This is a genomic window from Microbacterium sp. Z6_144, from assembly GCF_057197625.1.
In genome coordinates this window covers 1,363,417-1,386,836 of record NZ_JBXVPT010000001.1, presented here as the reverse complement: position 1 = coordinate 1,386,836, position 23,420 = coordinate 1,363,417, and the positions used below count along the sequence as shown (strand labels likewise).

Here is a 23,420-nt window from a genome sequence, read left to right as displayed (position 1 = left end):
CCGGAGCCGCCGCTCGGGCGGCCGGTCGCACCGCCGCGCGCCCGGCTGGCTAGGGTGGGAGCGATGAGCGACTCGCCGCGACACGTCCTCCGGCGGTTCGCGCCCATGATCTACGGGCCCACCGTGCTCTTCGCGGCCGGCGAGGGCGCCGTCCTCCCCCTCATCCCCGTCATCGCGAGCAACCTCGGCGCCGGCGTCGCGCTCGCCGCCCTCGTCGCCTCGGCGCTCGTCGTCGGACAGCTCTGCGGCAACATCCCGGCCGGGTGGGCCGTCGCCCGCTTCGGCGAGCGTGCGACGATGGCGACTGCCGGGTTCCTCGCCCTCGGGGGCATCGTGGCCATGGCGCTCGCCCCGAACCTGCCGCTGTTCGCGGCGGCGGTCTTCCTCATCGGGTTCTGTGCGGCGGCCTTCGGGCTCGCGCGACACTCGTTCATGACCACGCGCGTCCCGCTCGCCTTCCGAGCACGCGCGCTGTCACTGCTGGGCGGCACGTTCCGGCTGGGGATGTTCATCGGCCCGTTCGTCTCCGCAGCCCTCCTGGCGATCTTCGGCGACGAGCACGCGGCGATCTGGTTCTTCGCCGTCGTCCTCGCCGCGGCCATCCTGCTCGTGCTGCTCGGTCGCGACCCCGAAGAGACCCTCGCGGCCGAGGAGAGCGCCGCACGTCGGACAGCCACCGGCGGGCATGACGCCGAAGACAGCGGCGAAGCGGTGACCGGATCGATCCCGGTGGTGGAGCGCGTCGGCGTGTTCCGCACGCTGTGGCGCTTCCGTGGCGTCCTCAGCCGACTGGGCCTGGCCGCCGCATCCCTTGCGGCCGTGCGTTCGGCTCGACAGGTGGTCCTACCGTTGTGGGGCGTGTCGATCGGTCTCGACGCCCAGACCATCGCGCTGGTCGTCGGGGTCTCCGGCGCGATCGACTTCGCGCTCTTCTACGCCAGCGGCCAGGTGATGGACCGCTTCGGTCGGCTGTGGGCGGCGCTGCCCGCCATGTTGCTGATGGGCGCCGGCTTCCTGGCACTCTCGGTCACGCACGACACCGCCGAGCCCGGGCTGTGGTTCGCGCTCTTCAGCGCCGTCCTGGGCGTGGGCAACGGCCTGTCCAGCGGCATCCTCCTCACCCTCGGCGCGGATGTCGCCCCGCCGGCCGATCCCGCCCCCTTCCTCGGCTCGTGGCGCACGCTCACCGACGCCGGCGGCGCGGCCGCACCCCTCGTGGTCGCCGCCATCACAGCAGTGGCGTCACTTCCGGTCGCGATGGCCGTGGTCGGTGTCGTCGGCTTCCTGGGCGCCGCGGGGTTCGTCCGCTGGGTGCCGCGCTTCGTCCCGCGTCAGGGCTGATCCGGGACAAGGTGATCGGCCGTCGGCGTCACGCCGGGCGCCCCACGCGCTCCCCCGCCGGGGCCTGCCCCCAGCTGGCGAGCATCAGGAGGCCGTCTTCCGAAGGCGATCCCTCCGGCGCCATGTAGACGACGACTTTCTGGTCCTTCTCCCCGGGCACGTCGAGGGCCTGGTACTCGATCGTGAGCTTCCCGGAGATGGGATGGGTCATCCGGATCGTCCCGGAACTGCAGCGATGCACGCTGTACTCGGCCCGCACGCGGCGAAAGTCCTCGCTCTTCACCGTCAACTCGCCGATGAGTTCGTTCAGAGCGGCGTTGTCGGGGTGGGAACCGGCGTCGGCGCGGAGAACGGCCGCGGCCTCGGAGGCAGCGGTCTCCCAGTCGTCGTAGAGGCTTCTCGCCTCGGGCGACAGGAAGATCCACCGGGCAAGATTTCGCTCACGCGAGGGCACCTTGGTGAAATCGAAATAGAGCGAGCGGGCCAGGGGGTTCATCGCAAGGATGCTCATCCCCAGTCCCATGACGAGCGCGGGGGACGTGTGGAAGGCGGCGAGCGTGCGGTGCACGTTCGGCTTCACGCGGGCGGTGTCTTCGCGCGCCGCCCTGCGGGGGTCGTAGTTCTTCTGCGCGACGAGAGCGAACAGGTATTCGCGCTCTATCGGATTCAAGCGCAAACCCGGGACGCGACGGGACGAACCGGAGCCGCGCTGCACCGAGTCGTCGAGCCCCACATCGGCGGGGACGAGCTTCGCCCGGCTCGCGTGGAGGAACTCTCTCAGTTCGTCTTCGATCGCCATATGCCCATCATCCACCGCGAAAGCGGGCAGGGGGCGGTGTGGGTAGCACTGCCAGACCTAGGCAGAACGGTGCGTGCTGCGGCCTCTCGCGGAGCCCGCCGCCTGGTTGAACTGGACATCGCGGTTCACAGAAGCGACCCGACGTTACGGAAGGACTATCCCATGACTCTCGACACCTATGACGTGCTCATCGTCGGCGGCGGATCGGCAGGCGCTGTTCTGGCCAACCGGCTCAGCAGCGACCCCTCCCGATCCGTGCTGTTGATCGAGGCAGGCACCGCCTACCCCGTAGACGGCAACCCCGAGGTCATCCTCACGGCGAGCATGGTCGGCGGCGATGCCGACCACGACTGGGGCTACACCGGCCGTCACAATTCCCGCGTGCCGAACCAGGCGATTCCGCGGGGAAAGGTGCTCGGCGGCAGTTCTGCGGTCAACGCGGCCGTCGCGCTCCGGGCCCGGACATCCGACTTCGCGAAGTGGGAGGCACGCGGGCTTGCGGGGTGGTCGTTCGCCGACGTGCGGGAGACCTACAAGTCTCTGGAGAACACCCCGGACGGGGATGATGCGCTCCGCGGGCGGACGGGGCCTCTCCCCATCCGGCAGCGCCGCTACGACGAGAGCACCGTCTCGATGCGCGCGTTCATCGACGCGAGCGTGGCCGAAGGCTTCGCTCGCGTGGGCGATCCCAACGGCGCCGACCAGGACGGAGCCTCGATGAACCCCCTCAACATCGTCGACGGGGTACGGCAGAGCACCGCGCTGACGTATCTGACCGCCGACGTGCGTTCCCGCCCCAATCTGACGATCCTCGGCAAGACGCACGTCGATCGTGTCGTCTTCGAGGGGACGACCGCTTCCGGCGTGATCACCGCCGACGGGCAGGCCTATTCTGCCGGCGAGGTCATCCTCTCGGCCGGTACATACGGGAGCGCCGCGATCCTGATGCGCTCGGGCGTGGGCCCGGCCGAAGACCTGACCCGACTCGGTATCGACGTCGTGGCCGATCTGCCCGTCGGGCGGCGGCTGCAGGACCACCCGTTCTACTACAACGTCTACGCCTTGAAGCCCGGCGCCCTCGAGATGAGTCCCCAGTTCGGCGCCATGCTGTGGGTGAAGTCCAGTGACGCCGAGGATGGTGACCTCGACCTTCAGATCTCGGTGAGCCACCTCTTCGATCCGGCGAACAGCCCCACCGGCGGCGCCATCGTGCTGGCGGTCGCCCTCGTCCAGCCGGAGTCGTTCGGAACCGTGACCCTGCCGAGCACCGACCCGCTGGCAGCGCCCGTCATCGACCTCAATCTGCTCTCCACGCCGCGTGATCGCAGCCGTATGCTCGAGGCCGTCAAGCTCAGTCGTCGGGTCGCGCGTAACGAGATCTTCGCGGCTGTCGCCGAAGAGATGGTGCCCGGCGCGCAGGTGCAGTCCGATGAGGATCTCGCCCGAGCGATCGATGAGCAGATCGCCTCCTACGCCCACCCGACGTCGACGGTGCCGATGGGCGGACCGGATGACCGGTGGGCCGTGGTGGACGGCGGCGGTGCCGTGCGGGGGCTCGCCGGCATCCGCGTGATCGACGCCTCCATCATGCCGGTCGTGCCATCGGTGGCGACGAACGTGACGACGATCATGCTCGCCGAGCACATCTACAAGAACACCCTGGCGCGATAGGGCGGGCGTCCCCGCCTCACCGCAGCGCGTTGCGGCTGGTGGCGGTCGCCGACAGAGCCACGCCGTCGGGGACGAACATCGTGATCACGGGCGGGTGCCACGTACCGGCGACGGTGACGCGGGCAGAAAGCCCGTCCGGCGTCGTTGCGGCCACGAGGGTCGCTTCCGCCCCGACGGCCGCCACCATGTCCGTCGCCTGCGCGAACACCCCGGCGTCCGTCAGGTCGGTGCGTGGCTGCCCCGACTCCACGGTCAGGGTGAAGCCGTCGGCGGCGGCGAGGGCGGCCGCATCGGCGAGCGCGTCCAGGCGCTTCTGCGCGAGGTACAGGCTCGTGGCGTTGGCGCACACCAGGACGAGCACGAGGGCGAGCACCGCGTAGCCGATGGTGAGGAGGAGGATGCTCCCCTCCTCCTCACGGCGCCGGATCACCATCAGCCCTCGCTCCAGAACCGCGACACCTTCTGGGCCGCCGATGCCTCGATCGGGATGCGAGCGATCCGGTCCAGTCCCAGCACGGGAGGAACGAGCGGCAGCGACACCTCCGTCCGTACGGTCACCACGACGGTGGCGCCCGCCTCCGGGCACGCGGATGGCGCGTCCCGGCACGACACGTCGACGTCGGCACGATCCGGATCGATGCCGTACTCCGTGACGACGGTCGCGAGGATCGCCGATGCCCGAGCGTCCGCTGCATCCGCCCCCTCCGCCGTCGCCACCGCGCGGGCGATGTGTCGGGCGCCCGACTCGGCCCCGAGGCTCTGGCCCTGGATCATGCCGAGGGCAACGACGAGGTAGACGATGGGAACCAGGAGCAGCAGCCCGACGAAGATGAACTCCAGCGCGGCGGACCCGGTGTCATCCGCGATGCGCGTCCGCAGCTCACTCCAGAGTCTCGAGCGGCGCATGCCCACTCACCTCCAGAGCCCGCTCGACGCCCATCAGCCCCAGGAGGGGCAGCGTCGTGCGCACCGTGACGCGGACGGCGGGGCTCCCCCCGCCATCCGTCTCGCTCACGGCGATGTCGCGTGCATACGCCTCGCCCACCGCACGGGCGACGATCCCCCGCGTACGCTCGGCGCCCTCGGCGAGGCTCGTGTCGGCGAGGGCGGCATGGAAGGCCCCCTCCACGGCGGCGTCGTGCACGACGTTCCGCACGTAGACCCCGAGGGCGAGCTGGATCACGGCGAGTGTCAGGAGCGTCAGAAGCGCCCCGACGAGCACGAACTCGACGGGGCTGGAGCCGGCATCGTCGGCGAGCGCCCGTCGCACGCGGCGCTGCAGCGCCCCGCCGAGCCCGTACATCGAGTCACAGCCCGGAGACGCGGGCGATGGCCTGCTCGAACAACTGCGCGAGCGCCGGCCCGGCCAGCGCCCAGATCACCACGACCAGGCCCGCCGTCATGAGTGTGATGAGAACCCAGCCGGGCACATCACCGCGCTCGTCGGCGAGCGCGTCCCCCCATGCGGTGCGCAGGCGGTGCATCAGATCGATCCGTCGCATGCGGTGTCCTCCTTTCCGGCGGTCAGCCGATTCCGAGTCGAAGCAGGAAGATCCCCGGGAACACCGCGTACAGGACGCTCAGAGGGAGGATGAGGAAGACCAGCGGGATGAGCATCAGGATCTCTTTGCGCCCGGCCTGCTCGATGAGCGTCCGCTTGGCGTCCTCGCGCGCGTCGCTGGCCTGCGCCTGCAGCACCTGGGCGAGCGGCGCCCCGCGATCCAGCGCCGCCACCACCTGGTCCAGGGCCCGCGAGAGCGCGGGCACCTGCACGCGGCGTCCGAGCAGAGTCAACGCCTCGGTCAACGGTTCGCCCGTCCCCACCGTGAGGACGCTCTTGCGGATCTCACCGGTCAGCTCCCCCGAGCCGACCTCGCCCACCCGCCGCAGCGAGTCGAGGATGCCTTCACCCGCCGACAGGCACAGCGCGAGGAAGTCGAGTACCGTCGGCAGTTCCTCCTGGATCCGCTGCGTGCGCCCGCGGGCCGCCCAGGTCAGCCGGGCGTCGCACAGCACGATCGCGGCGGCGGCCGCCACCGGTGCCACGATGACGGCCGCCGGTGTCAGCCGCCCGATCAGCGCCACCACGACGACCAGGAGGCTCCCGGCCCCGAGTCCCACCAGCCCCCAGATGAGTTGGCGCGCGCGGAAGGCCGCGGAATCCATCGCCCACCCCGCCTGCCCCAACCGATGAGCGAGCGCCTCGGCGCCCCCGAAGAGCGCCGCCGCACGGTGCAGCGCGCCGCGGAACGCCTCCCGCAGGGTCGGCACCGGCGACAGGGCGGGTCCGAGGCCGAGCGGGTCGGTGACGTCGCGGATGTACGGGGCGATGCGTCGCGCGAGGGTCGGGGCGCTGACACGGGGCGCGAGGGAGACGAGAAGGCAGACGCCGACGCCGAGTGTCGTTCCCAGCACCACGGCGATCGCGGACTCCGTGAGAGATCCCGGGGTCATCCGAACCACCTCCGCGGCTCGGGAAGCCGCCCGATCCGCAGCATGAGCCGGAACGCGATGATCGAGACGAGCCCACCGGCGAGGATGAGTCCGACGCCCTCCGGGCTCGCGTACGCATCGGCGCCTTCGGGCCGCAACGCCAGCAGCACGAGGATGATCCACGGCGCGACCACGCCGAGCACAGCGGCTCCGCGGATCCACGACTGCCGGGCTTCGACTTCGCCGCGCAGCAGGGCGTCGGCGCGCACCGACGACGCGAGAGCGCGCAGCACCGTCGGCAGTTCCGTGCCCCCGACCTGGCGCGCCATCCGCAAGGTCTCGATGATCCGATCTGCGACCGGGTCGGCCAGCGCGGTCTTGAGCCGTCCGATACTGGAGTCGAAGTGCCCGGAGGCGTGGATGTCCACGGCGAAAGCGGAGAAGGCCGGGCGCAGAGAAGGCGGGGCCGCGCCGGCGAGGCTGGCGACAGCGTCGGGAAGCGACATCCCGGCCCGCACGGAGGCGATGAGGAGGTCGCACACGTCCGGCCAGAGGTTGCGCCGCGACCGCAGGAGGCGCAGGCGCCTGGCCCGCAACCAGATGATCGGCGCCGACGCCCCCGCACCGGCGACCACCAGCGCGAACGCCGGCACCGACGTCACGAGCCATGCCAGCGCGGCCGCGATGATCCCGCACGCCGCCGAGACCACGATGACGACGCGGGGACGCACTCCCGCGAACCCGGCCGATTCCAGCAGCCGCGACAGCGCACCCGGGGGCACGGCCTGGGCGGGACGCGTCGACGCCGGCCACAACCACGGGGAGGCCACGAGGAGGGCACCGGCGGCGAGAAGTGCGCCGAGGAGGATCGTCACCGCCTGCTCCCGGGGACGACGCGGCGCACCTCTGGGGCATCGCCGAGGATCCGGCCGGTGGGCTGGACGATCTCCGCCACGCGGCGCCGCCCGGAGGCGTCGCGCTCGCAGTGCACGACGAGGTCGACCGAGCGCGCGACGGCGGCCGTGACGAAGGTCGCGTCGATGTTGCGTCCGGCCAGGAGCGGGAGGGCCGCGAGTTTGACGAGGGCCTCCGGGGCCGAATTCGCGTGGATGGTCGCGGCGCAGGGCACACCCGTGTTGAGGGCCAGAACGAGATCGAGGGCCTCTGCGTCGCGTACTTCGCCGATCACGAGCCGGTCGGGGCGCATGCGCAGCGCCTCCTTCACCAGGCGCCGCAGGGTGACTTCGCCGGTGCCTTCCAGGCTCGGCTGGCGTCCTTGCATCGCGACGAGATCGGGCGCGTCGACGGCCAGTTCGAACGTCTCCTCCACCGTCACGATCCGTTGCGCCGAGCCCGCCGCGGCGACGAGAGCGCCCAGGAGCGTCGTCTTGCCGGCGTGCGTGGCTCCGGAGACCAGGATGCTCCGCCCCTCGCGCATCGCGCGGGCGAGCAGGTCGGCGGCATCCGCGCCCACCGAGCCCGTGCGCACGAGATGCGCGAGGTCGCGGTACGCCGGCAGGAACTTCCGGATGTTCACGGCCCAGTGGCGCCGCGTGATGTCGGGGATCGCGACATGAAGACGCGACCCGTCCGGGAGCGACGCATCCACGAAGGGCTGGCTGAGGTCGACGCGGCGACCCGTCGTGTGGAGCATCCGCTCGACCAGGTCGCGCACGACGGCGTCGGTGAGCGCGAGCGGCACACGCTCGGCCTGCCCGCCTCGCGCGACGAACACGCGGTCCGGAGCGTTCAGCCAGATCTCCTCGATGGTCGGGTCGTCGAGATACGGCTGGAGGGGCCCGAAGCCCGACAGCTGCGCGAGCACGTCGCGGACGCATCCGGCTTCGTCGTCGATGGGGTCGAGGCCGCGGGCGAGGGCGTAGTCGTTGTGGCGGCGCACCTCGCCGACGACGATGCGGGCCGCCGCGTCGGGGTCGCGGGTGGGGTCCGCCTCCTCGGCGCGGAGCCGCTCACGCACCCGCTCGGTCACCGCGGCGACCGCGGAACCCGGGGAGACGTAGGCGAGGCTCACGCGGGAATCCTCGCAAAACCCAGATGGGCACGCAGAAGTTCTCCACACCCCCGCGGCGTTACCGGGCGGGTCTGGTGGTCCCGGCAGAAAAGGGAGGTGTGCCCCGGCGCCATAACGCGGCCCGTGAACGGGCCCCCCTCTCCCTGCGGTCGCTAGCGTGGAACGGTGAGTGATGCGGAACACGTCGAGGCGAAGACCCCGTCAGGCGCCCCTCGTTCGGTGATAGCGGGAGCATTCGCGATCGTGCGCACGCTGCTCGACCGCAACGAGACAGTGTCCTCGACGGCACTGGCCCGCGCGACCGGCATTCCACGGTCCAGCGTGATCCGGCTGCTGTACCAATTGGAGGGCGAGGGAGTCGTTCGCCGCGAGGACGGACACTGGTCGGCCCGCGTCCGCCTCATGGATCAGCACGGCAGCCGCGCCGCATACCCCCGTGCCGAGACAATGGGCCTGCTGCAGTGGCTGGGCGCCCAGAGCGGCGCGACCGTCTCCCTCGTGAGCGAAAGTCGCGGGACGTTCACGGCAGATGTCATGCTCGCCGGCCGCGACCTGCTGCCTATCCGGGCCAGGCACGGCTCGTGGATGCCACCGGACAGCGCAGCCGCGATAGCGATATCCGGCGCGCGGCGAAGCGGCGCACGCCGCTCAGTCGTCGCTGTGGACCGGGAGCGCTGCATCGCGGGCCTGACCTGCATCGCCGTGCCCCTCGATGGGGGCGGCAGCGTGCCGCCCCTGGCGCTCCAACTGGCGACCGCCCCGGAGAATGCCGCTGACCGGCATGCGCCTCTCCTTCTCCGTGCCCGCGAGGCTCTTCTCGAGATGGCCGGCGGCGCGTCCGCTGAGTGAACGATTCCGCCAATCCGCCCCCGGAATTGGCACGATGACATGGCCCGATTCGCGGCGCACACCCCCCGGAAGGCGCACCATGTCGAAGAGTGTTCTGATCACCGGCGCCGGGCGAGGGCTCGGACGAGCGGCCGCCCTGGCATCGCTCGCCGCCGGGTTCTCCGTGATCGGCACCACCAACTCCCATCCCGAGGATGCTGCTGAGGTCACGACGGCTGCGGGAGCGGGACGCGCCGGCGACCTCGAGTTCACGCATTTGGATGCGAAAGATGTCGGTTCGTACGGGCTCTTCGTGGACAGCATCCGCCGTATCCTGCAGCGTCGCGGCGCGACGGAGTTGTTCGCGGTCGTGAACAACGCCGGCATCGGCACCTACGCCCCCTACGGCGACACGAGTGAGGATCAGTTCGACGAACTCTTCTCCATCAACGTGAAGGCGCCGTTCTTTCTCACGCAGAGGCTGCTGCCACTCCTCGGCCGCGGGTCGCGGGTCGTGAACCTCACGTCTGCGATCACCCGCGGTGTCGTCCGCGGGATGTCGGCCTACGCCATGACCAAGGGTGCCATCGAGGTCATGACCAGGTACCAGGCCGCCGAGCTGGCCGAACGCGGGATCGCGGTCAACACGCTGATGGGAGGCGCGGTAAACACCGACTTCGGCGGTGGAATCATGCACAGCCCGGCCGTCCAGGCGATGGCGGCGGACGCCATCACCTGGGGACACATCGCCGAGCCGGCGTACATCGCCGACGCCGTCCCGCTCATCCTGTCGACCAACTTCTCCTGGGCGACCGGGAGCGTGGTGGATCTCTCCGGAGGGCAGTCGATCTGACGAACGGATGCCGCGCCGATGGCGACGACCCGTCGTGCTGCCACCGTTTCACCACCGCCCTCCACGGCCGCGGCGGCGGCCCACCCGGCTCCCAGGTCAGGAGCGGGGTTCCTTCACGCGCCGGGCGATCACGTCGACCGGAGATGAGCCCTGCGGCGACACGAAGGCGGCGGCTACCGGATCGCCTTCGCTGGTCGTGAAAGTGATCGACCCTTCCAGGCTGGATGGCGCGTGCCGTTCTCCCCACTGCTGGAGCGCGAAGATCGGGAGCGCCAGCTCTCTCCCGGCTTCGGTGAGCACGTATTCGTGCCGGGTGCGCTCTCCGGCGTCCTGGTAGGTCTGGCGCGTCATGATGGACGCGTCGACCAGGAGTAGGAGGCGGGCGGTGAGGATGTCGGGGGCGACGCCGAGCCGGGCTTTGAACTCGGCGAATCGCGTCACCCCCGCCAGGGCTTCACGGATGATGAAGAACACCCATCGCTCCCCGACGATGTCCACGGCCTTGGCGAGCGAGCACTTGGTGTCGCCGCGGTATTCGGTCGTGTTGTCCCCGGGCATTGACGGCCTCCTGTCGGTGTGGTCAGTGGGCGAATTGGGGGTACAGCTGAGGGATGCTCTCACCGAGCCGGCCCTTCCATACTGCCGTGCTGTCGTCCCCGAACAGGTCGAGGGCACCGGCCTCGAACTCGTCGAAGGCGCGACGAGCGACATCCTTCGGATCGTTCTTGGGGCCGTCGTACCAGGCCATCATGTCGGTGTCGGTGCTGGCGAGCGACAAGGAGGCCACCCGGGTCCCCTGCCCGGCCAGCTCGAAGCGGAGGCTGTTGGTCGCCGCCAACAGTGCCGCCTTGGATGCCCCGTAGCCACCGGAGGCGTCCATCGCCAGGTAGGCCATGATCGAGACGACGTTGATGATCGCGCCGCCGCTGTTTGCGGCCAGGACGGGCGCGAACTGGCGGACCATGTCCATCGTTCCGAAGTAGTTCGTCTCCATCTCGGCGCGGGCGTCGGCCGGATCGCTGCCAAGGAGCGGAGAAAGGGTCGTGAGGCCTGCGTTGTTCACCAGGAGCGTCGTGTCGGCGGCGAGTTCTGCGGCGGCAGCCACCGATCGCGGGTCTGTGATGTCGAGCTGTACGGGGATGATCCCCTCGATGTCGATCGTGGAGACATCGCGCGCCCCGCCGTAGACCTTGGCGCCGCGTGCGAGCAGCTCCACCGCGAGGGCCTTGCCGAGTCCGCGGGCGGCTCCGCTGACGAACGCCACCTGTCCGCTGATAAGCATTGTTTTCTTCCCCTTCTGAGTTGGAATGTCCTACCTAGGAAACTACTCCGCTGCGTAGGAAACCACAACTCAGGACTTCTGGGGGCGCAGATTTCTCGTCCTACGGCGCCATCAACCGCCCCATCATCGCGGTCATGCGGCGTCGTCCGAGGAGCGGTGCGACGGCTGCGACCACCCGGTTCCGGCCGCCGACGATCGCCGTGGGTCCGGCGATGCCCGGATCGAGCGCGTCGAGCGCGGTGTCGACAACGGCGCTCGCGGGCACGCGGCGAGCGCCGCCCCCCGCCGCATCGCCGGCGACGTCGAAGAACTCCGTCTGCGTCGCACCAGGGGACAGCGCCATCACCCGCAGACCGGTGTCGCGGGCTTCGTACCAGAGCGCTTCGGTGAAGCTGAGGACGAAGGCCTTGGATGCTCCGTAGACCGCCATCGTAGGACTGGCGGCATAGGCGGCCATGCTGGCGACGTTGATCAGGAAGCCATCCCCCCGCTCGCGCAGGGCAGGGAGGAACGCGTGGCTGATCTCTACGACGCTGGACACATCGAGCGCGATCTCCGCCCTCAGCCGCGCCAGCTCCTCCTCGTGGAACAGTCCGTGATTGGCGAAGCCCGCGTTGTTCACGACGCTCGTCACGTCGATCCGCCGTTTCGCGAACTCCGTCCGCAGCGTCTCGCCGATCCCGGGCTGCGCCAGATCGATCGGCACCGTCGACACCGCAACGGAGTGCGCGCTCCGGAGTTCGGCGGCCAGCGCGTCGAGCCGGTCGGCGCGACGGGCTACGAGCACCAGGTCGCTCCCCCGCGCGGCCAACCGCCGCGCGAACTCGGCGCCGATGCCGGCGCTGGCTCCCGTGATGAGTACGGTCTGGTCGGCGTAGTGGATGGATCTCTGTCGTCGGGTCATGAGTGCATGGTATGCCTCTTTGGCACTCGGTGCCAGGGAGGCATTGGAGATTGCGCAGGCTACGATGGGCCCGTGACACCAGTGGACGAGGCACCAGGACTGTGGGCGCGATCACGCCGACGCGCGTACGACGAGATCACCGCCGTCGCCATGGAGCTCTTCCTCACCGGCGGCTTCGAGCAGACGACGATCGATCAGATCGCTGCCGTCGCCGGTATCTCCCGCCGGTCGTTCTTCCGCTACTTCGGAACGAAGGAAGACATCGTCCTCGGCCACGTCGCCGCGGAGGGAAGCGCTCTGCGTCAGCAGCTTGAGCAACGACCGGAGGGCGAGGACATCTGGGCGGCGCTCCGCGGGGCTCTGGTCGCCTCGGAGACACGGGCACCCGACGAGAACCGAATGCTGGCGATCGCCCGGATGCTGTACCGGACGCCGTCCCTCCGCGCACGCAGCATCGAGAAGCACCTCCGCTGGTACGACGACCTCGTTCCGGAAGTCGAGCGACGCCTCGGCGGCGACGAGACGGGGATGGCGCTGCGGGCACGGGCGATCGTGGGCTGCGTCATCACGTGCCTGGACCTGGCCGGCGAGGCCTGGATGGAGGATGAGGCGACCGAGCCGCTCCTGGTCTACTTCGACCGCGCGCTCGCGGCTATCCGTCGCCCCTAGCGCCGCTCCCCCAGAACGCGCCGGATGTCCTCGGCGACGACGCGCAGGTCCGCGCCGACCTGGTGTCCCCCAGGCAGCGAGCGCGCAACGGCGCCCGGGATGGCTGCGGCGTAGAGGTCACGGTGGGGCCTGGGCGATCGCCGAGTGCCACAGCCGATTGTCGGCGCCATCGTCGTCGGGCATCGTGGGGAAGTCGACCGAGTACTGCTCTCCCAGGTGTTCGGCGAGGCTGGCCGCCAGCGGAGCATCCTCCTCGTGAGCACCGGCTCCCGCACCATGGACGAAGACGACGCCGATCACGTCAGGGGGTCCTCGTCATCGGACGGCATTGACGCCAGCGCAGCGCGGGCCACGCGGGCCACGTCGAACAGGGCACGCGGGTCGGGGTCACTCTCCTCGGGCGAGAACACGATCGTCGTGAGCCCGGCCGAGACGAACGCGATGGCCTGCGCGGCGGGATCGGCAGCGGGCTCGACGTATCCGACCACCTGCAGGCGCTCGCCCTCCAGGGGCGAGCCGACGCGCCCCTCCCGCACGACAGCGACCGCCGCGGCGACGGCCTCCGCGGTCGGCACATCGCCGAGCACGACGCCGTCGGCGATCTCGCCCGCCAAGCGCAACGCCTTCGGCCCGTTCGCGCCGAGAAGGATGGGCGGCACAGCGGACGGCAACGGCGGGTGGCTGAGCTGCACCCGATCGAGCTGCACGTACCGGCCCGCGGCACTCACCTCGTCACCGCGCAGCAGGGCACGCACGGCCGCGGCATACTCCCGCATCAGGGTCAGCGGGCTCTCGACCGCGGCGCCGGCCTGCACCATCCACTCGCGAACGCCGTGCCCGAACGCCGGCACGAACCGACCGGGGTGGATCCGCGCCAGCGCCGCGATCTCCATCGCCGCGAGCGCGGGGTTGCGCAGCGGTGTCGGCATGAGCCCCAGACCGACCCGCACGCGAGAGGTGACCGACAGGGCCGCCGTCGAGGTGACCAGTCCCCCGCCCCAGAAGCTGTCCTCCCACAACCACAGATCCTCGACACCCTCGGACTCCACCGCCCTCACGGCGGCCAGGAGATCCTCGGGAGGCAGCTGCGGCCGGATGACAACACCCACCCGCGCACGCTGCTCCGCTTGCTGCACGGGCAGAGCCTATCCGAGACCCCCGACGCCCACAGCGGGGGCCGCCGCGGCCGCTGCCGGACGCGGGTTCGGGGGATTTCCCCACCGTCGGGGCAGGGGGGCTCACCTAGACTGAACCCACCCGCGGGAGTGGTGAAATCGGCAGACACGCAGGATTTAGGTTCCTGTGCCTCCGGGCGTGTGGGTTCAAGTCCCACCTTCCGCACGGCGGCGCCTGCGCGCCGGCCTCCTCGCCGACCGAACGACGGGATCGCCCTGATGCTCCACACCGCTCTCATCCCGTGGCTCGACCCGGAAACGATCATCACGGCCGCGGGTCCCTGGGCACTGCTGGTGGTGTGCCTCATCATCTTCGCCGAAACGGGGCTCCTCGTCGGGTTCCTCCTGCCCGGCGACACGCTGCTGATCATCTCCGGGCTGCTCTCCCACTCCACGACGGTCGCTCCTCACGGCGTGTTCGGGCTGAACGTGTGGGTGGTGAGCCTCCTCATCGGCCTGGCGGCCTTCCTCGGCGGCGAGGTGGGCTATCTCATCGGCCACAAGGCGGGCCCGGCGATCTTCGAGCGCAAGGAGTCCGGGATCTTCAGCGTCAAGAACGTTCAGCGCACGAATGCCTTCTTCGAGCGTTTCGGCGGTCTCACCGTGATCCTCGCCCGCTTCGTCCCGATCGTCCGGACGTTCGCCCCGATCGCCGCCGGCGTCGGCCACATGAACAAGTGGAAGTACACCCTCTACAACCTCATCGGCGCGGTGATCTGGGGGATCGGACTGACGATGCTGGGCTACGGCGTCGGCCTCATCCCGCCCGTCCGCGACTTCGTGACGAACTACATCGACGTCATCCTGCTGGCGGCGGTGGCCGGCACGATCGGATTCGTCGCCTTCCACTACTTCCGGGAACGGGCGCACGCCCGGCGGGCGCCGCACGGCGGCGACCCGGAGACCGACGCGAGCGAAGCGCAGTCGCTCGTGCTCGACCCCGATGCGACGGGTGACGCTCCGCGCCGTCCCGAGGCACCCCAGGGCTGAGCCGTCAGGAGGCCTTGGCGGTCTTCTTCTTCGCCGCGGTGGTCTTCGGCGCGGTGGTCTTAGACGGCGACGCCGCCTTGCTCTTCTTCGGTGACGTGGCCGTGGATGGCGACGTCGACGCGGACTTCGACGAGCCGGATGCTGCGGCCGACGTCTTCGGAGCATCCTCGGTCGTGCCGCCTCGCGCGGCGCGGCTGCGCTCGACGCTCGCGCGGAGGGCCTCCATGAGGTCGATCACCTCGCCGCCGGAATCCTCGTCCTCGGTCTCGCCGAAGGTGGCGGCGGTGTCCAGGGCGTCGCCCTGCTCGAGCTTGGCGTCGATGAGGGTGCGGAGCTCTGCCTGATACTCGTCGGTGAACTCCTCGGCATCGAAATCCTTGGCGAAGCTCTCGACGAGAGCCGCCGACATCTCCAGCTCCTTCGCCGAAATCCGCACCGACTCGTCCAGCGCCGGGAACGCCGCCTCCCGCACCTCGTCGGCCCACAGGAGGGTCTGCAGAACGAGCACGTCGCCGCGGACGCGCAGCGCCGCCAGCCGGGTCTTCTGCCGCAGCGAGAACCGGACGATGGCCGTGCGGTCGGTCTCCTCGAGCGTCCGCCGCAGCAGCACGTAGGCCTTCGGAGAGGCGGAGTCGGGCTCGAGGTAGTACGCGCGATCGAGCGTGAGCAGGTCGACCTGATCGCTCGGGACGAACTCGACCACGTCGATCTCGCGGCTGCGCTCGGAGGGGAGGGACTCGAGGTCTTCCTTGGTGAGCACCACCGTGCGGTCGCCGTCGTCGTAGGCACGGTCGATGTCGGAGTACGGCACGACCTCACCGTCCACCTCGCAGATGCGCTGATAGCGGATGCGGCCGCCGTCCTTGTTGTGCACCTGATGCAGCGGTACGTCGTGGTCCTCGGTCGCGGAGTACACCTTGACCGGCACGTTCACGAGACCGAAGGTCAGCGCGCCCTTCCAGATCGCCCTCATCACACCAGTAGACACCTGTCACAGCAATCGCGGAAACCCCTTGCGATCGGCCGCTACGGTGGTGCACATGGCCGCGGGAGATCAGACGGTGCGCATCGACGGCCGGCGCCTGCGGATCACGAACCTCGACAAGGTGCTGTACCCAGAGACGGGGACGACCAAGGGCGAGGTCATCGCGTACTACACGCGCATCGCGCCCGCGCTCCTGCCCCACGCCGCCGGGCGGCCGGTGACGCGAAAGCGCTGGCCGGACGGCGTGGGCACGGCGGAGGACCCGGGCATGTCGTTCTTCGCCAAGGACCTGGAGGCTGGGGCGCCTTCCTGGGTTCCGCGTCGCCCCATCCCGCACTCCTCCGGCCCGAAGGATTACCCCCTCGTCGGCGACGTGCCGACCCTCGTCTATCTCGCGCAGGTGGCGAGCCTCGAGCTTCATGTGCCGCAGTGGCGGTTCGCACCCGACGGTGGCCGCGGCAACCCCGACCGCATCGTGCTGGACCTCGACCCAGGACCCGGCGTCGGACTCGCCGAGTGCGCCGAGGTGGCCCGGCACGCCCGCGCGATCCTCACCGACATGGGCATGGACCCGTATCCGGTCACCAGCGGCAGCAAGGGCATCCACCTGTACGCGGCGCTCCCGGGTGAGCAGTCCAGCGACGCCATCACGGCGTTCGCGAAGGAGCTGGCCCGCGCGATCGAGGCCGACTCCCCCGACCTCGTGGTCAGTCAGATGGCCAAGTCCGCCCGGCCGGGCAAGGTCTTCATCGACTGGAGCCAGAACAACGGCTCCAAGACCACGATCGCGCCGTACTCGCTGCGCGGCCGCGCACATCCGACGGTCGCCGCCCCCCGCACGTGGGAGGAGCTGGATGACCCGGGCCTCCGGCACCTGCTGTTCGACGAGGTGGTGGAGCGCGTCGACGCCGGCGGCGACCCGATGGCTCCGCTCGGCTTCGCCGCGGGGGCACGGGGCGCGGACGACGGCCCGCTGAGCGTGTACATCGCCAAACGCACTGCCGGGGCCACACCCGAACCGGTGCCGGAGAACCCCGTCGGGGCCACCGCATCGGAGGGGCTGCACCGCTTCGTCATCCAGGAGCACCACGCGACGCGGCTGCACTGGGACCTGCGTCTGGAGCACGACGGGGTGCTCGCCAGCTGGGCGGTGCCCAAGGGCGTGCCGTCGACCACGTCGCGCAACAACCTCGCCGTGCAGACCGAAGACCACCCGATGGAGTACGCGACCTTCTCCGGCACCATCCCGGCCGGACAGTACGGCGCCGGCACCATGACCATCTGGGACGAGGGCCGGTACGAACTGGAGAAGTGGCGCGAGGATGAGGTGATCTTCACGCTCGAGGGCCGCGCCGGGGGCCCGGTGGGGAGGGTCCGCCTGGCGCTCATCCGCACCGACGGCAGCGGGGAGAAGTCGACGTGGCTGCTGCACCGCATGAAGACGGATGCGGCAGGTCATCCCCAGCCCGACGGGGAACCCGTCGTCGCCAGGGACCCGTCGGCGATCGCGCCGGCGGACGGGGAGCCCGTCGTCGCCACCGACCCGTCGGTGATCCCGCCGCCCTCCGAGCTGAAGCCGATGCTGGCGACCTCCGCGGCCCCGGGCATCGCCCGCCAGGCGGCCAGTCGCTGGGGCCACCCGTGGGTCGAGGGGAAGTGGGACGGGATCAGGGCCATCGGCGTGTGGGACGGCACGCGCCTGCACCTGCGCGCCCGAAGCGGCAACGACGTCACGGCGAAGTACCCCGAACTGACCGCCGTCGACCTGGGCCTCGGCCCCGAGCCCGCGGTGCTCGACGGCGAGATCGTCGCGCTGGACTCCCGGGGCCGGCCGAGCTTCCCGCTCCTTCAGACGCGCATGAACCTCGCGAAGTCGCGGGAGATCGCGCGCGAGGCCACGCGCACTCCCGTGAAGCTCTTCCTCTTCGACATCCTCTCCCGCGGCGGCCGCGACCTCGCCCCGCTCCCCCTGTCCGATCGTCGGGAGCACCTCGAGGAGTACGCCGCAACCGCATCCGACCCGGTCGTCGTTCCGCCCGTCTTCGACGACGTGGATGCAGCGCTGGCGGCCAGCCGCACTCTGCGCCTCGAGGGCATCGTCGTGAAGGACCCCGGTTCTCCCTACCGCCGCGGGGCTCGCTCCGAGCAGTGGCTCAAGGTCAAGCTGACGCGCACCCAGGAGGTCGTGATCGGGGGGATCCGCCCGGGAAAGGGCGGGCGCAACGGCACGATCGGCTCTCTCCTCCTGGGTATCCCGGACGGCGAGGGCCTGCAGTACGCCGGCCGAGTGGGATCGGGGTTCAGCGAAGCGACCATCGCGCTGCTCGAGGCGGAGTTGCGCCCCCGGCGCACCGACGAGAGCCCGTTCGTCGAGGTGCCGCGACCCGACGCGCGCGACGCCCTGTGGGTGCGCCCGGACCTCGTCGGCGAGGTCGAATTCGCCGAGTTCACCCCCGGCGGGATCCTCCGCCATGCCCGCTGGCGGGGTCTTCGCCCCGACAAGTCGCCGGACGAGGTCGTGCGCGAGTCCTGAGGATCACGCGTGTCGGGCGTCGTCGTGCTCGATGTGACCGGCCGGCTCGAGCTGGAACGTGGAGTGCTCGACATCGAAGTGCTGCGACAGGCACCCCTGGAGGGACGCGAGGATGCGTCCGGACCGACCGTCGGTGAGCGCCGCGTCCTCGACGATCACGTGCGCGCTGAACACCGGCGCCCCGCGGGTGAGCTGCCACACGTGCACGTCGTGCACGCCCACGACCCCGGGCGTGCTGAGCATGTGGTCGCGGATCTCCTGCACCTGCATCCCCTTCGGTGCCGCCTCCCCCAGCACCGACCCGACCTCGCGCAGGAGGCCGAGGGCGCGTGGCACGATCATCGCCGCGATGAGGAGGGAGGCCACCGCATCCGCCGGCGCCCACCCGGTCGCGAGGATCACGATCGCCGCGACGATGACGGCGGCCGATCCCAGGAGGTCGCCCAGCACCTCGAGGTAGGCGCCGCGGACATTGATGCTGCGACGCTGCGCGCCGCCGAGGAGCCACATCGCGGTGGCGTTCGCGATGAGGCCGACGACGGCGACGGCCAGCATGAGACCGCCGGAGATCTCCGTCTCGGCCGGGTTCATGAGGCGCAGCACGGCCTCGACGGCCACCCACACCGACAGGACCACGAGGATGATGCCGTTGGCCAGCGCACCGAACACCTCGGCGCGCTGATAGCCGAACGTGCGCCGGTCGTTCGCGGGCCGGGCAGCGACCGCGCTCGCCACGAGCGCGATGACGAGGGCGGCGGCGTCGGTGAACATGTGCGCGGCGTCGGCGAGGAGGGCGAGCGACCCCGACAGGGCCGCGCCGACGATCTGCACGACCATCACGACGGTCGTGATCGCCAGCGAGATCGCCAGCAGGCGGCGATTGCTGCCCCCGCGGATCCCCCGTGCGTGATCGTGCATACAGCCAGGCTACGACCGAGTCGCCGCCGTCAGCGGCGGAACCGCCCTCTCGGGAACGAGAACGGTTCTCTCTCGCGGCTCAGACGCGCTCGAGCAGCGGGACGAGCGCGGCGAAGGCACGCGCGCGATGCGAGACCGCGTTCTTCTCCGCCGCCGACCACTCCCCGACCGTCCGCTCGGCGCCGGGCTCCTGTCCGTCGGGGACGAAGATCGGGTCGTACCCGAACCCTCCAGCCCCGGATGCGGCGGCGGCGAGCCGGCCGGGCCATCGGCCCTCGACGGTGTCTTCGCTTCCGCCGGGAACCACGAGCGCGATGGTCGAGACGAACTGCGCGGTGCGGTGCGGATCGGCCACATCGGCGAGCTGGTCCAGCAGCAGCGCCACGTTGGCCGCGGCATCCTTGGCGTGGCCGGCCCAGTACGCCGAGAAGACCCCCGGCGACCCGCCGAGGACGTCCACGCACAATCCAGAGTCGTCTGCGAGCGCGGGGAGCCCCGTGTGCGCGGCGGCGGCACGGGCTTTGATGAGGGCGTTGTCCACGAAGGTCACGCCGTCCTCCACGGGTTCGGGGCCGTCGTAGGCGATCACCTCGAGGTCGGGCCGCACGGCGGCCACGATCGCGGCGAACTCCGCCACCTTGTGCGGGTTGTGGGTCGCCAGGACGATCTGCCGCGCCATGGGTCAGCCCGCCAGCGCCGCGGCCTGCGCGTCGCGCAGTCGGCCGCATCCGGCGACGCCGAGTTCGAGCAGCCGGTCGAGCTCGCTCTTGTCGAAGGGCGCGCCCTCGGCCGTGCCCTGCACCTCGACGAAGAGGCCGCGGCCCGTGACGACCACGTTCATGTCGGTTTCGGCGCGGACGTCTTCGACGTAGGCGAGGTCGAGCATGGGCGCGCCGTCGATGATGCCGACCGACACGGCCGAGACCGAGTCCACGAGCACTTCCGAGCGCTGCGCGATGAACTTCCGCTCCTTGCCCCAGGCGATCGCGTCGGCCATCGCCACGTAGGCCCCGGTGATCGCGGCGGTGCGGGTCCCGCCGTCGGCCTGGAGCACGTCGCAGTCCAGGACGAGGGTGTTCTCCCCCAGCGCCTTCGTGTCGACCACGGCCCGGAGGGCCCGGCCGATGAGGCGCGAGATCTCGTGCGTGCGGCCGCCGACGCGTCCCTTGATGCTCTCGCGATCGTTCCGGCTGTTCGTCGCCCGCGGAAGCATCGCGTACTCGGCGGTGACCCAGCCCTTGCCTTTGCCGGTCAGCCACCGGGGCACGCCGTTGGTGAACGACGCCGTGCACAGCACGCGGGTGCCTCCGAAGCTGATGAGAGCGGAGCCTTCGGCATGCGCCGACCAGCCGCGTTCGATCGTGACCGGTCGCAGTTGGTCGACGGCGCGGCCGTCTGCGCGGGTGATGTCGGTCATCGGGTGCCTTTCCTTCGGGTGATGTCGTCGTTCGGCAGTTCCCGTCGGGTCCTGCCGGAGTGGGTGGGGATGCGGCGCGTCAGCGGGGCAGGTCGATGGCGCCGGTGTGGACGAGGTGCACGTCGCGCACCTCGCGGCCCATGAGGCGGTGGGCGAGGCGGACGAAATCGTCGACGGAGTCGCCGGTGGCTTCGTAGACGTGGGAGGCGACGGCGTCCGGTCGCGTGAGCAGGTCACGGCTCACCAGTTGGCGGTAGACGTCTTTCGCGGTCTCGGTGTCGCTGGAGACCAGGCTCACCTCCGGCCCCATGACATAGCTGATCGCGCCTTCGAGGAACGGATAGTGGGTGCAGCCCAGGACGAGGGTGTCGACGCCGGCGTACCGCAGCGGCGCGAGGTACTCCTCGGCGACGGCGAGCACCTCGGGCGAGTCGGTGACCCCCGCCTCGACGAACTCGACGAACCGGGGGCACGCCTGCGCGAACACCGTCAGCTGCGCGTTGACTTCGAGCATGTCCTGGTAGGCGCCGGAGGAGATCGTCCCCTCCGTGCCGATGACACCGATGCGGCCGTTGCGGGTGGTCGACATCGCGGTACGCACGGCCGGACCGATCACCTCGACCACGGGAACGTCGTAGCGTTCGCGCGCGTCCCGGAGCATCGCGGCGGAGGCGGTGTTGCAGGCGATGACGAGCATCTTCACGCCCTGTTCGACCAGCGAATCGAGCACCTCGAGGGAGTACCGCCGCACGTCGGCGATCGGCTTGGGGCCGTAGGGCGACCGGGCGGTGTCCCCGACGTACAGGATGGACTCCCGCGGCAACTGCGCCGACACAGCCCGGGCGACGGTGAGACCACCGACACCCGAGTCGAAGATCCCGATCGGCGCCTCATCCACGACATCCCACCCTACCCGCGACTGCCGGCACGCCGATCGGTGGATAGGGTGACGGAATGAGCGCGAGCACCGCCCTGCACACGGACCGGTACGAGCTGACGATGCTGGAGGCGGCGTTGCGGGACGGCACCGCCGACCGGCGCTGCGTCTTCGAGGTTTTCGCGCGGCGCCTCCCCGGAGCCCGCCGATTCGGCGTGGTCGCCGGAACGGGGCGGCTCCTCGGGCTGCTGCGCGACTTCCGCTTCGGCGATGAAGAGCTTCGCTTCCTCCGCGACGAGAAGGTGGTCGACGCCCCGACGCTCGACTACCTGGCCGACTACCGTTTCGGGGGTTCGATCACCGGGTACCGCGAAGGCGAGCTGTACTTCCCGGGCTCGCCGGTCCTGACCGTCGAGGGCACGTTCGCCGAGGCGGTCCTGCTGGAGACCCTGGCGCTCTCGGTGCTCAATCACGACTCGGCGATCGCGACCGCCGCCGCTCGCATGAGCGTGGCCGCCGGCGATCGCCCCCTCGCCGAGATGGGCTCGCGCCGCGCGGGCGAGGATTCGGCCATCGCGGCGGCCCGTGCCGCCTACATCGCCGGATTCAGCGCGACGAGCAACTTGGCCGCGGGGCGCCGGTGGGGAATTCCCACCATGGGAACGGCGGCACACGCGTGGACGCTCCTCCACGACACCGAAGAGGACAGCTTCCGCTCTCAGATCGACGCGCTGGGAAGGGACACCACGCTGCTCGTGGACACCTACGACATCCGCACCGGCGTGGAGACCGCGGTCCGGGTGGCCGGCACGGGACTCGGCGGTGTCCGCATCGACTCCGGCGACCTGCCGACCGTGGCCGCCGACGTGCGTGCGCAGTTGGACGGGCTCGGCGCGACCGGTACCCGCATCACGGTGACCAGCGACCTGGACGAGTTCGCCATCGCAGCCCTCGCCGCCTCTCCGGTCGACGCCTACGGGGTGGGCACATCGGTGGTGACCGGGTCGGGAAGCCCGACGGCGGGGATGGTCTTCAAGCTGGTGGCCCGACAGGATGCCGCCGGCTCGTGGGTGGGTGTCGCGAAGGCGTCCACCGACAAGGCGTCCAAGGCCGGGCGGAAGGCCGCCTTCCGCACGCGCGATGACGGTGTGGCCACCAGCGAGCTGATCGTCGTGTCCGACGGGTACGAGGAATTGGACGACGCATCCGCCCACCCGGACGCCCGCGCACTGCAGGTTCCCCTCGTGACCGAGGGCGAGATCGACACGTCAGCGGAGGGGCATGCGGGGGTCGCGGCCGCGCGGGCCCATCACGCGCATGTTCGAGAGGAGCTGCCGGTCCGCGCGCTGGCCCTCAGCCGCTCCGACCCCGCCCTGCCGACGGTGTTCCGCGACGCGGCCTCGATGGCCCGCTAGCTCTGCAGCGACTCGTAGATCTCTTTGCAGGTGGGGCACACCGGGAACTTCTCCGGATCGCGGCCGGGGGTCCACTTCTTGCCGCACAGGGCGCGCACCGGCTTGCCGGTGATCGCGGACTCCAGGATCTTGTCCTTCTTGACGTAGTGCGAGAACCGCTCGTGATCGCCCGGCTCGACGCTCTCCTCGCGGATGAGCTCTTCCAGCTCACGGTCGAGGGTGGCGATTCCGCCCGGATCGGGCTGTTCGACTGGCGTGCTCATGATGTGCCAGTGTAGCCGCGGGGAGGGGTCCGCGG

27 protein-coding genes and 1 tRNA gene are annotated in these 23,420 nt (G+C 70.6%); 9 read left to right on the top strand and 19 right to left on the bottom strand.

All coding sequences use genetic code 11. The features are described from left to right. Positions 1-63: 63 nt before the first annotated feature. Positions 64-1,341, top strand: a complete 1,278-nt coding sequence (locus AC2DGY_RS06765; protein WP_484508933.1) for an MFS transporter — start codon at positions 64-66, stop codon at positions 1,339-1,341. A gap of 28 nt (positions 1,342-1,369) precedes the next feature. Here AC2DGY_RS06765 and AC2DGY_RS06760 read toward each other — a convergent pair whose 3' ends face one another. Further along, positions 1,370-2,140: an MmyB family transcriptional regulator gene (locus tag AC2DGY_RS06760; protein WP_484508932.1), complete on the bottom strand. Its 771-nt coding sequence runs from the start codon at positions 2,138-2,140 to the stop codon at positions 1,370-1,372. Between the two features lie 162 nt (positions 2,141-2,302). Here AC2DGY_RS06760 and AC2DGY_RS06755 point away from each other — a divergent pair, with 162 nt between their 5' ends. Continuing rightward, positions 2,303-3,811 carry a GMC family oxidoreductase gene (locus tag AC2DGY_RS06755; RefSeq protein WP_484508931.1) on the top strand — a complete coding sequence of 503 codons (1,509 nt, stop codon included), beginning with the start codon at positions 2,303-2,305 and terminating at the stop codon, positions 3,809-3,811. A 16-nt stretch (positions 3,812-3,827) separates the two neighbouring features. Here the strand turns inward: AC2DGY_RS06755 and AC2DGY_RS06750 are convergent, their stop codons facing one another. The 7 genes from AC2DGY_RS06750 to AC2DGY_RS06720 are packed head-to-tail and all read right to left on the bottom strand — an operon-like array spanning position 3,828 to position 8,276. Beyond that, positions 3,828-4,244, bottom strand: coding sequence for a pilus assembly protein TadG-related protein (locus AC2DGY_RS06750; protein ID WP_484508930.1), 417 nt, complete (start codon positions 4,242-4,244; stop codon positions 3,828-3,830). Next, positions 4,244-4,717 carry a TadE/TadG family type IV pilus assembly protein gene (locus AC2DGY_RS06745; protein WP_484508929.1) on the bottom strand — a complete coding sequence of 158 codons (474 nt, stop codon included), beginning with the start codon at positions 4,715-4,717 and terminating at the stop codon, positions 4,244-4,246. The genes AC2DGY_RS06750 and AC2DGY_RS06745 overlap by 1 nt, the downstream gene beginning before the upstream one ends. Further along, complete coding sequence (locus tag AC2DGY_RS06740; RefSeq protein WP_484508928.1) at positions 4,692-5,114, bottom strand: TadE/TadG family type IV pilus assembly protein; 423 nt, start codon at positions 5,112-5,114, stop codon at positions 4,692-4,694. Before AC2DGY_RS06740 ends, AC2DGY_RS06745 begins: the two co-directional genes overlap by 26 nt. Before the next feature lie 4 nt (positions 5,115-5,118). Next, on the bottom strand, positions 5,119-5,313 hold the full coding sequence (locus tag AC2DGY_RS06735) for a hypothetical protein (protein WP_484508927.1): 195 nt from the start codon (positions 5,311-5,313) through the stop codon (positions 5,119-5,121). A 22-nt stretch (positions 5,314-5,335) separates the two neighbouring features. Next, a complete protein-coding gene (locus tag AC2DGY_RS06730; protein ID WP_484508926.1) occupies positions 5,336-6,265 on the bottom strand; it encodes a type II secretion system F family protein in 930 nt (309 codons plus the stop codon). After that, positions 6,262-7,119 (bottom strand): type II secretion system F family protein, encoded by an 858-nt coding sequence (locus tag AC2DGY_RS06725; RefSeq protein ID WP_484508925.1) that lies wholly within the window; start codon positions 7,117-7,119, stop codon positions 6,262-6,264. Before AC2DGY_RS06725 ends, AC2DGY_RS06730 begins: the two co-directional genes overlap by 4 nt. Continuing rightward, positions 7,116-8,276: a TadA family conjugal transfer-associated ATPase gene (locus AC2DGY_RS06720; RefSeq protein WP_484508924.1), complete on the bottom strand. Its 1,161-nt coding sequence runs from the start codon at positions 8,274-8,276 to the stop codon at positions 7,116-7,118. Before AC2DGY_RS06720 ends, AC2DGY_RS06725 begins: the two co-directional genes overlap by 4 nt. 165 nt (positions 8,277-8,441) lie before the next feature. Between AC2DGY_RS06720 and AC2DGY_RS06715 the strand changes: the two genes are divergently transcribed. Next, positions 8,442-9,125, top strand: coding sequence for a helix-turn-helix domain-containing protein (locus AC2DGY_RS06715; protein WP_484508923.1), 684 nt, complete (start codon positions 8,442-8,444; stop codon positions 9,123-9,125). A gap of 79 nt (positions 9,126-9,204) precedes the next feature. Then, complete coding sequence (locus tag AC2DGY_RS06710; protein ID WP_484508922.1) at positions 9,205-9,957, top strand: SDR family NAD(P)-dependent oxidoreductase; 753 nt, start codon at positions 9,205-9,207, stop codon at positions 9,955-9,957. Positions 9,958-10,053: 96 nt separating this feature from the next. Here the strand turns inward: AC2DGY_RS06710 and AC2DGY_RS06705 are convergent, their stop codons facing one another. From AC2DGY_RS06705 to AC2DGY_RS06695, 3 genes are all read right to left on the bottom strand, one after another. Next, positions 10,054-10,515, bottom strand: a complete 462-nt coding sequence (locus AC2DGY_RS06705; RefSeq protein WP_484508921.1) for a winged helix-turn-helix transcriptional regulator — start codon at positions 10,513-10,515, stop codon at positions 10,054-10,056. A 22-nt stretch (positions 10,516-10,537) separates the two neighbouring features. Continuing rightward, positions 10,538-11,239 (bottom strand): SDR family oxidoreductase, encoded by a 702-nt coding sequence (locus AC2DGY_RS06700; RefSeq protein ID WP_484508920.1) that lies wholly within the window; start codon positions 11,237-11,239, stop codon positions 10,538-10,540. A gap of 100 nt (positions 11,240-11,339) precedes the next feature. After that, positions 11,340-12,143 (bottom strand): SDR family NAD(P)-dependent oxidoreductase, encoded by an 804-nt coding sequence (locus AC2DGY_RS06695; RefSeq protein ID WP_484508919.1) that lies wholly within the window; start codon positions 12,141-12,143, stop codon positions 11,340-11,342. 72 nt (positions 12,144-12,215) lie between these two features. Here AC2DGY_RS06695 and AC2DGY_RS06690 point away from each other — a divergent pair, with 72 nt between their 5' ends. Beyond that, positions 12,216-12,812, top strand: coding sequence for a TetR/AcrR family transcriptional regulator (locus AC2DGY_RS06690; RefSeq protein ID WP_484508918.1), 597 nt, complete (start codon positions 12,216-12,218; stop codon positions 12,810-12,812). Positions 12,813-12,929: 117 nt separating this feature from the next. Here the strand turns inward: AC2DGY_RS06690 and AC2DGY_RS06685 are convergent, their stop codons facing one another. Together AC2DGY_RS06685 and AC2DGY_RS06680 are read right to left on the bottom strand one after the other, a co-directional pair. Further along, complete coding sequence (locus AC2DGY_RS06685; RefSeq protein ID WP_484508917.1) at positions 12,930-13,112, bottom strand: hypothetical protein; 183 nt, start codon at positions 13,110-13,112, stop codon at positions 12,930-12,932. Then, positions 13,109-13,948: an LLM class flavin-dependent oxidoreductase gene (locus AC2DGY_RS06680; RefSeq protein ID WP_484508916.1), complete on the bottom strand. Its 840-nt coding sequence runs from the start codon at positions 13,946-13,948 to the stop codon at positions 13,109-13,111. Before AC2DGY_RS06680 ends, AC2DGY_RS06685 begins: the two co-directional genes overlap by 4 nt. 123 nt (positions 13,949-14,071) lie before the next feature. Here AC2DGY_RS06680 and AC2DGY_RS06675 point away from each other — a divergent pair. Further along, positions 14,072-14,153, top strand: a tRNA-Leu gene (locus AC2DGY_RS06675). A gap of 53 nt (positions 14,154-14,206) precedes the next feature. After that, positions 14,207-14,977: a DedA family protein gene (locus AC2DGY_RS06670; RefSeq protein ID WP_484508915.1), complete on the top strand. Its 771-nt coding sequence runs from the start codon at positions 14,207-14,209 to the stop codon at positions 14,975-14,977. A 4-nt stretch (positions 14,978-14,981) separates the two neighbouring features. Here the strand turns inward: AC2DGY_RS06670 and ku are convergent, their stop codons facing one another. Next, a complete protein-coding gene (ku, locus tag AC2DGY_RS06665) occupies positions 14,982-15,950 on the bottom strand; it encodes a non-homologous end joining protein Ku (protein ID WP_484508914.1) in 969 nt (322 codons plus the stop codon). Positions 15,951-16,017: 67 nt separating this feature from the next. Between ku and AC2DGY_RS06660 the strand changes: the two genes are divergently transcribed. Continuing rightward, positions 16,018-18,495, top strand: a complete 2,478-nt coding sequence (locus AC2DGY_RS06660) for an ATP-dependent DNA ligase (RefSeq protein ID WP_484508913.1) — start codon at positions 16,018-16,020, stop codon at positions 18,493-18,495. Positions 18,496-18,498: 3 nt separating this feature from the next. Here the strand turns inward: AC2DGY_RS06660 and AC2DGY_RS06655 are convergent, their stop codons facing one another. The 4 genes from AC2DGY_RS06655 to murI all read right to left on the bottom strand — a co-directional run bounded on the left by AC2DGY_RS06655 (position 18,499) and on the right by murI (position 21,728). Then, positions 18,499-19,413 carry a cation diffusion facilitator family transporter gene (locus tag AC2DGY_RS06655; RefSeq protein ID WP_484508912.1) on the bottom strand — a complete coding sequence of 305 codons (915 nt, stop codon included), beginning with the start codon at positions 19,411-19,413 and terminating at the stop codon, positions 18,499-18,501. Positions 19,414-19,492: 79 nt separating this feature from the next. Then, positions 19,493-20,092: an RdgB/HAM1 family non-canonical purine NTP pyrophosphatase gene (gene rdgB, locus AC2DGY_RS06650; RefSeq protein WP_484508911.1), complete on the bottom strand. Its 600-nt coding sequence runs from the start codon at positions 20,090-20,092 to the stop codon at positions 19,493-19,495. Between the two features lie 3 nt (positions 20,093-20,095). After that, the gene (gene rph / locus AC2DGY_RS06645; RefSeq protein WP_484508910.1) at positions 20,096-20,830 is read right to left on the bottom strand and encodes a ribonuclease PH; all 735 of its coding nucleotides are present in this window, start codon (positions 20,828-20,830) and stop codon (positions 20,096-20,098) included. A 79-nt stretch (positions 20,831-20,909) separates the two neighbouring features. Further along, a complete protein-coding gene (gene murI, locus AC2DGY_RS06640; protein ID WP_484508909.1) occupies positions 20,910-21,728 on the bottom strand; it encodes a glutamate racemase in 819 nt (272 codons plus the stop codon). A gap of 56 nt (positions 21,729-21,784) precedes the next feature. Here murI and AC2DGY_RS06635 point away from each other — a divergent pair, with 56 nt between their 5' ends. After that, positions 21,785-23,122 (top strand): nicotinate phosphoribosyltransferase, encoded by a 1,338-nt coding sequence (locus AC2DGY_RS06635; RefSeq protein ID WP_484508908.1) that lies wholly within the window; start codon positions 21,785-21,787, stop codon positions 23,120-23,122. Here AC2DGY_RS06635 and AC2DGY_RS06630 read toward each other — a convergent pair. Beyond that, complete coding sequence (locus tag AC2DGY_RS06630; RefSeq protein ID WP_484508907.1) at positions 23,119-23,385, bottom strand: DUF3039 domain-containing protein; 267 nt, start codon at positions 23,383-23,385, stop codon at positions 23,119-23,121. The two genes, AC2DGY_RS06635 and AC2DGY_RS06630, sit on opposite strands and share 4 nt — an antisense overlap. Positions 23,386-23,420: the final 35 nt, after the last annotated feature.

Excerpts from the sequence above, each read along its gene's own strand:
- AC2DGY_RS06660 (WP_484508913.1), top strand. The coding sequence starts at position 16,018 with ATGGCCGCGGGAGATCAGACGGTGCGCATCGACGGCCGGCGCCTGCGG.
- AC2DGY_RS06755 (WP_484508931.1), top strand. The coding sequence starts at position 2,303 with ATGACTCTCGACACCTATGACGTGCTCATCGTCGGCGGCGGATCGGCA.
- AC2DGY_RS06760 (WP_484508932.1), bottom strand. The coding sequence starts at position 2,140 with ATGGCGATCGAAGACGAACTGAGAGAGTTCCTCCACGCGAGCCGGGCG.
- AC2DGY_RS06765 (WP_484508933.1), top strand. The coding sequence starts at position 64 with ATGAGCGACTCGCCGCGACACGTCCTCCGGCGGTTCGCGCCCATGATC.
- AC2DGY_RS06705 (WP_484508921.1), bottom strand. The coding sequence starts at position 10,515 with ATGCCCGGGGACAACACGACCGAATACCGCGGCGACACCAAGTGCTCG.
- AC2DGY_RS06700 (WP_484508920.1), bottom strand. The coding sequence starts at position 11,239 with ATGCTTATCAGCGGACAGGTGGCGTTCGTCAGCGGAGCCGCCCGCGGA.
- AC2DGY_RS06710 (WP_484508922.1), top strand. The coding sequence starts at position 9,205 with ATGTCGAAGAGTGTTCTGATCACCGGCGCCGGGCGAGGGCTCGGACGA.
- AC2DGY_RS06630 (WP_484508907.1), bottom strand. The coding sequence starts at position 23,385 with ATGAGCACGCCAGTCGAACAGCCCGATCCGGGCGGAATCGCCACCCTC.
- AC2DGY_RS06695 (WP_484508919.1), bottom strand. The coding sequence starts at position 12,143 with ATGACCCGACGACAGAGATCCATCCACTACGCCGACCAGACCGTACTC.
- rph (WP_484508910.1), bottom strand. The coding sequence starts at position 20,830 with ATGACCGACATCACCCGCGCAGACGGCCGCGCCGTCGACCAACTGCGA.
- AC2DGY_RS06655 (WP_484508912.1), bottom strand. The coding sequence starts at position 19,413 with ATGCACGATCACGCACGGGGGATCCGCGGGGGCAGCAATCGCCGCCTG.
- rdgB (WP_484508911.1), bottom strand. The coding sequence starts at position 20,092 with ATGGCGCGGCAGATCGTCCTGGCGACCCACAACCCGCACAAGGTGGCG.
- AC2DGY_RS06735 (WP_484508927.1), bottom strand. The coding sequence starts at position 5,313 with ATGCGACGGATCGATCTGATGCACCGCCTGCGCACCGCATGGGGGGAC.
- AC2DGY_RS06670 (WP_484508915.1), top strand. The coding sequence starts at position 14,207 with ATGCTCCACACCGCTCTCATCCCGTGGCTCGACCCGGAAACGATCATC.
- AC2DGY_RS06750 (WP_484508930.1), bottom strand. The coding sequence starts at position 4,244 with ATGGTGATCCGGCGCCGTGAGGAGGAGGGGAGCATCCTCCTCCTCACC.
- AC2DGY_RS06745 (WP_484508929.1), bottom strand. The coding sequence starts at position 4,717 with ATGCGCCGCTCGAGACTCTGGAGTGAGCTGCGGACGCGCATCGCGGAT.
- AC2DGY_RS06730 (WP_484508926.1), bottom strand. The coding sequence starts at position 6,265 with ATGACCCCGGGATCTCTCACGGAGTCCGCGATCGCCGTGGTGCTGGGA.
- AC2DGY_RS06740 (WP_484508928.1), bottom strand. The coding sequence starts at position 5,114 with ATGTACGGGCTCGGCGGGGCGCTGCAGCGCCGCGTGCGACGGGCGCTC.
- AC2DGY_RS06635 (WP_484508908.1), top strand. The coding sequence starts at position 21,785 with ATGAGCGCGAGCACCGCCCTGCACACGGACCGGTACGAGCTGACGATG.
- ku (WP_484508914.1), bottom strand. The coding sequence starts at position 15,950 with ATGAGGGCGATCTGGAAGGGCGCGCTGACCTTCGGTCTCGTGAACGTG.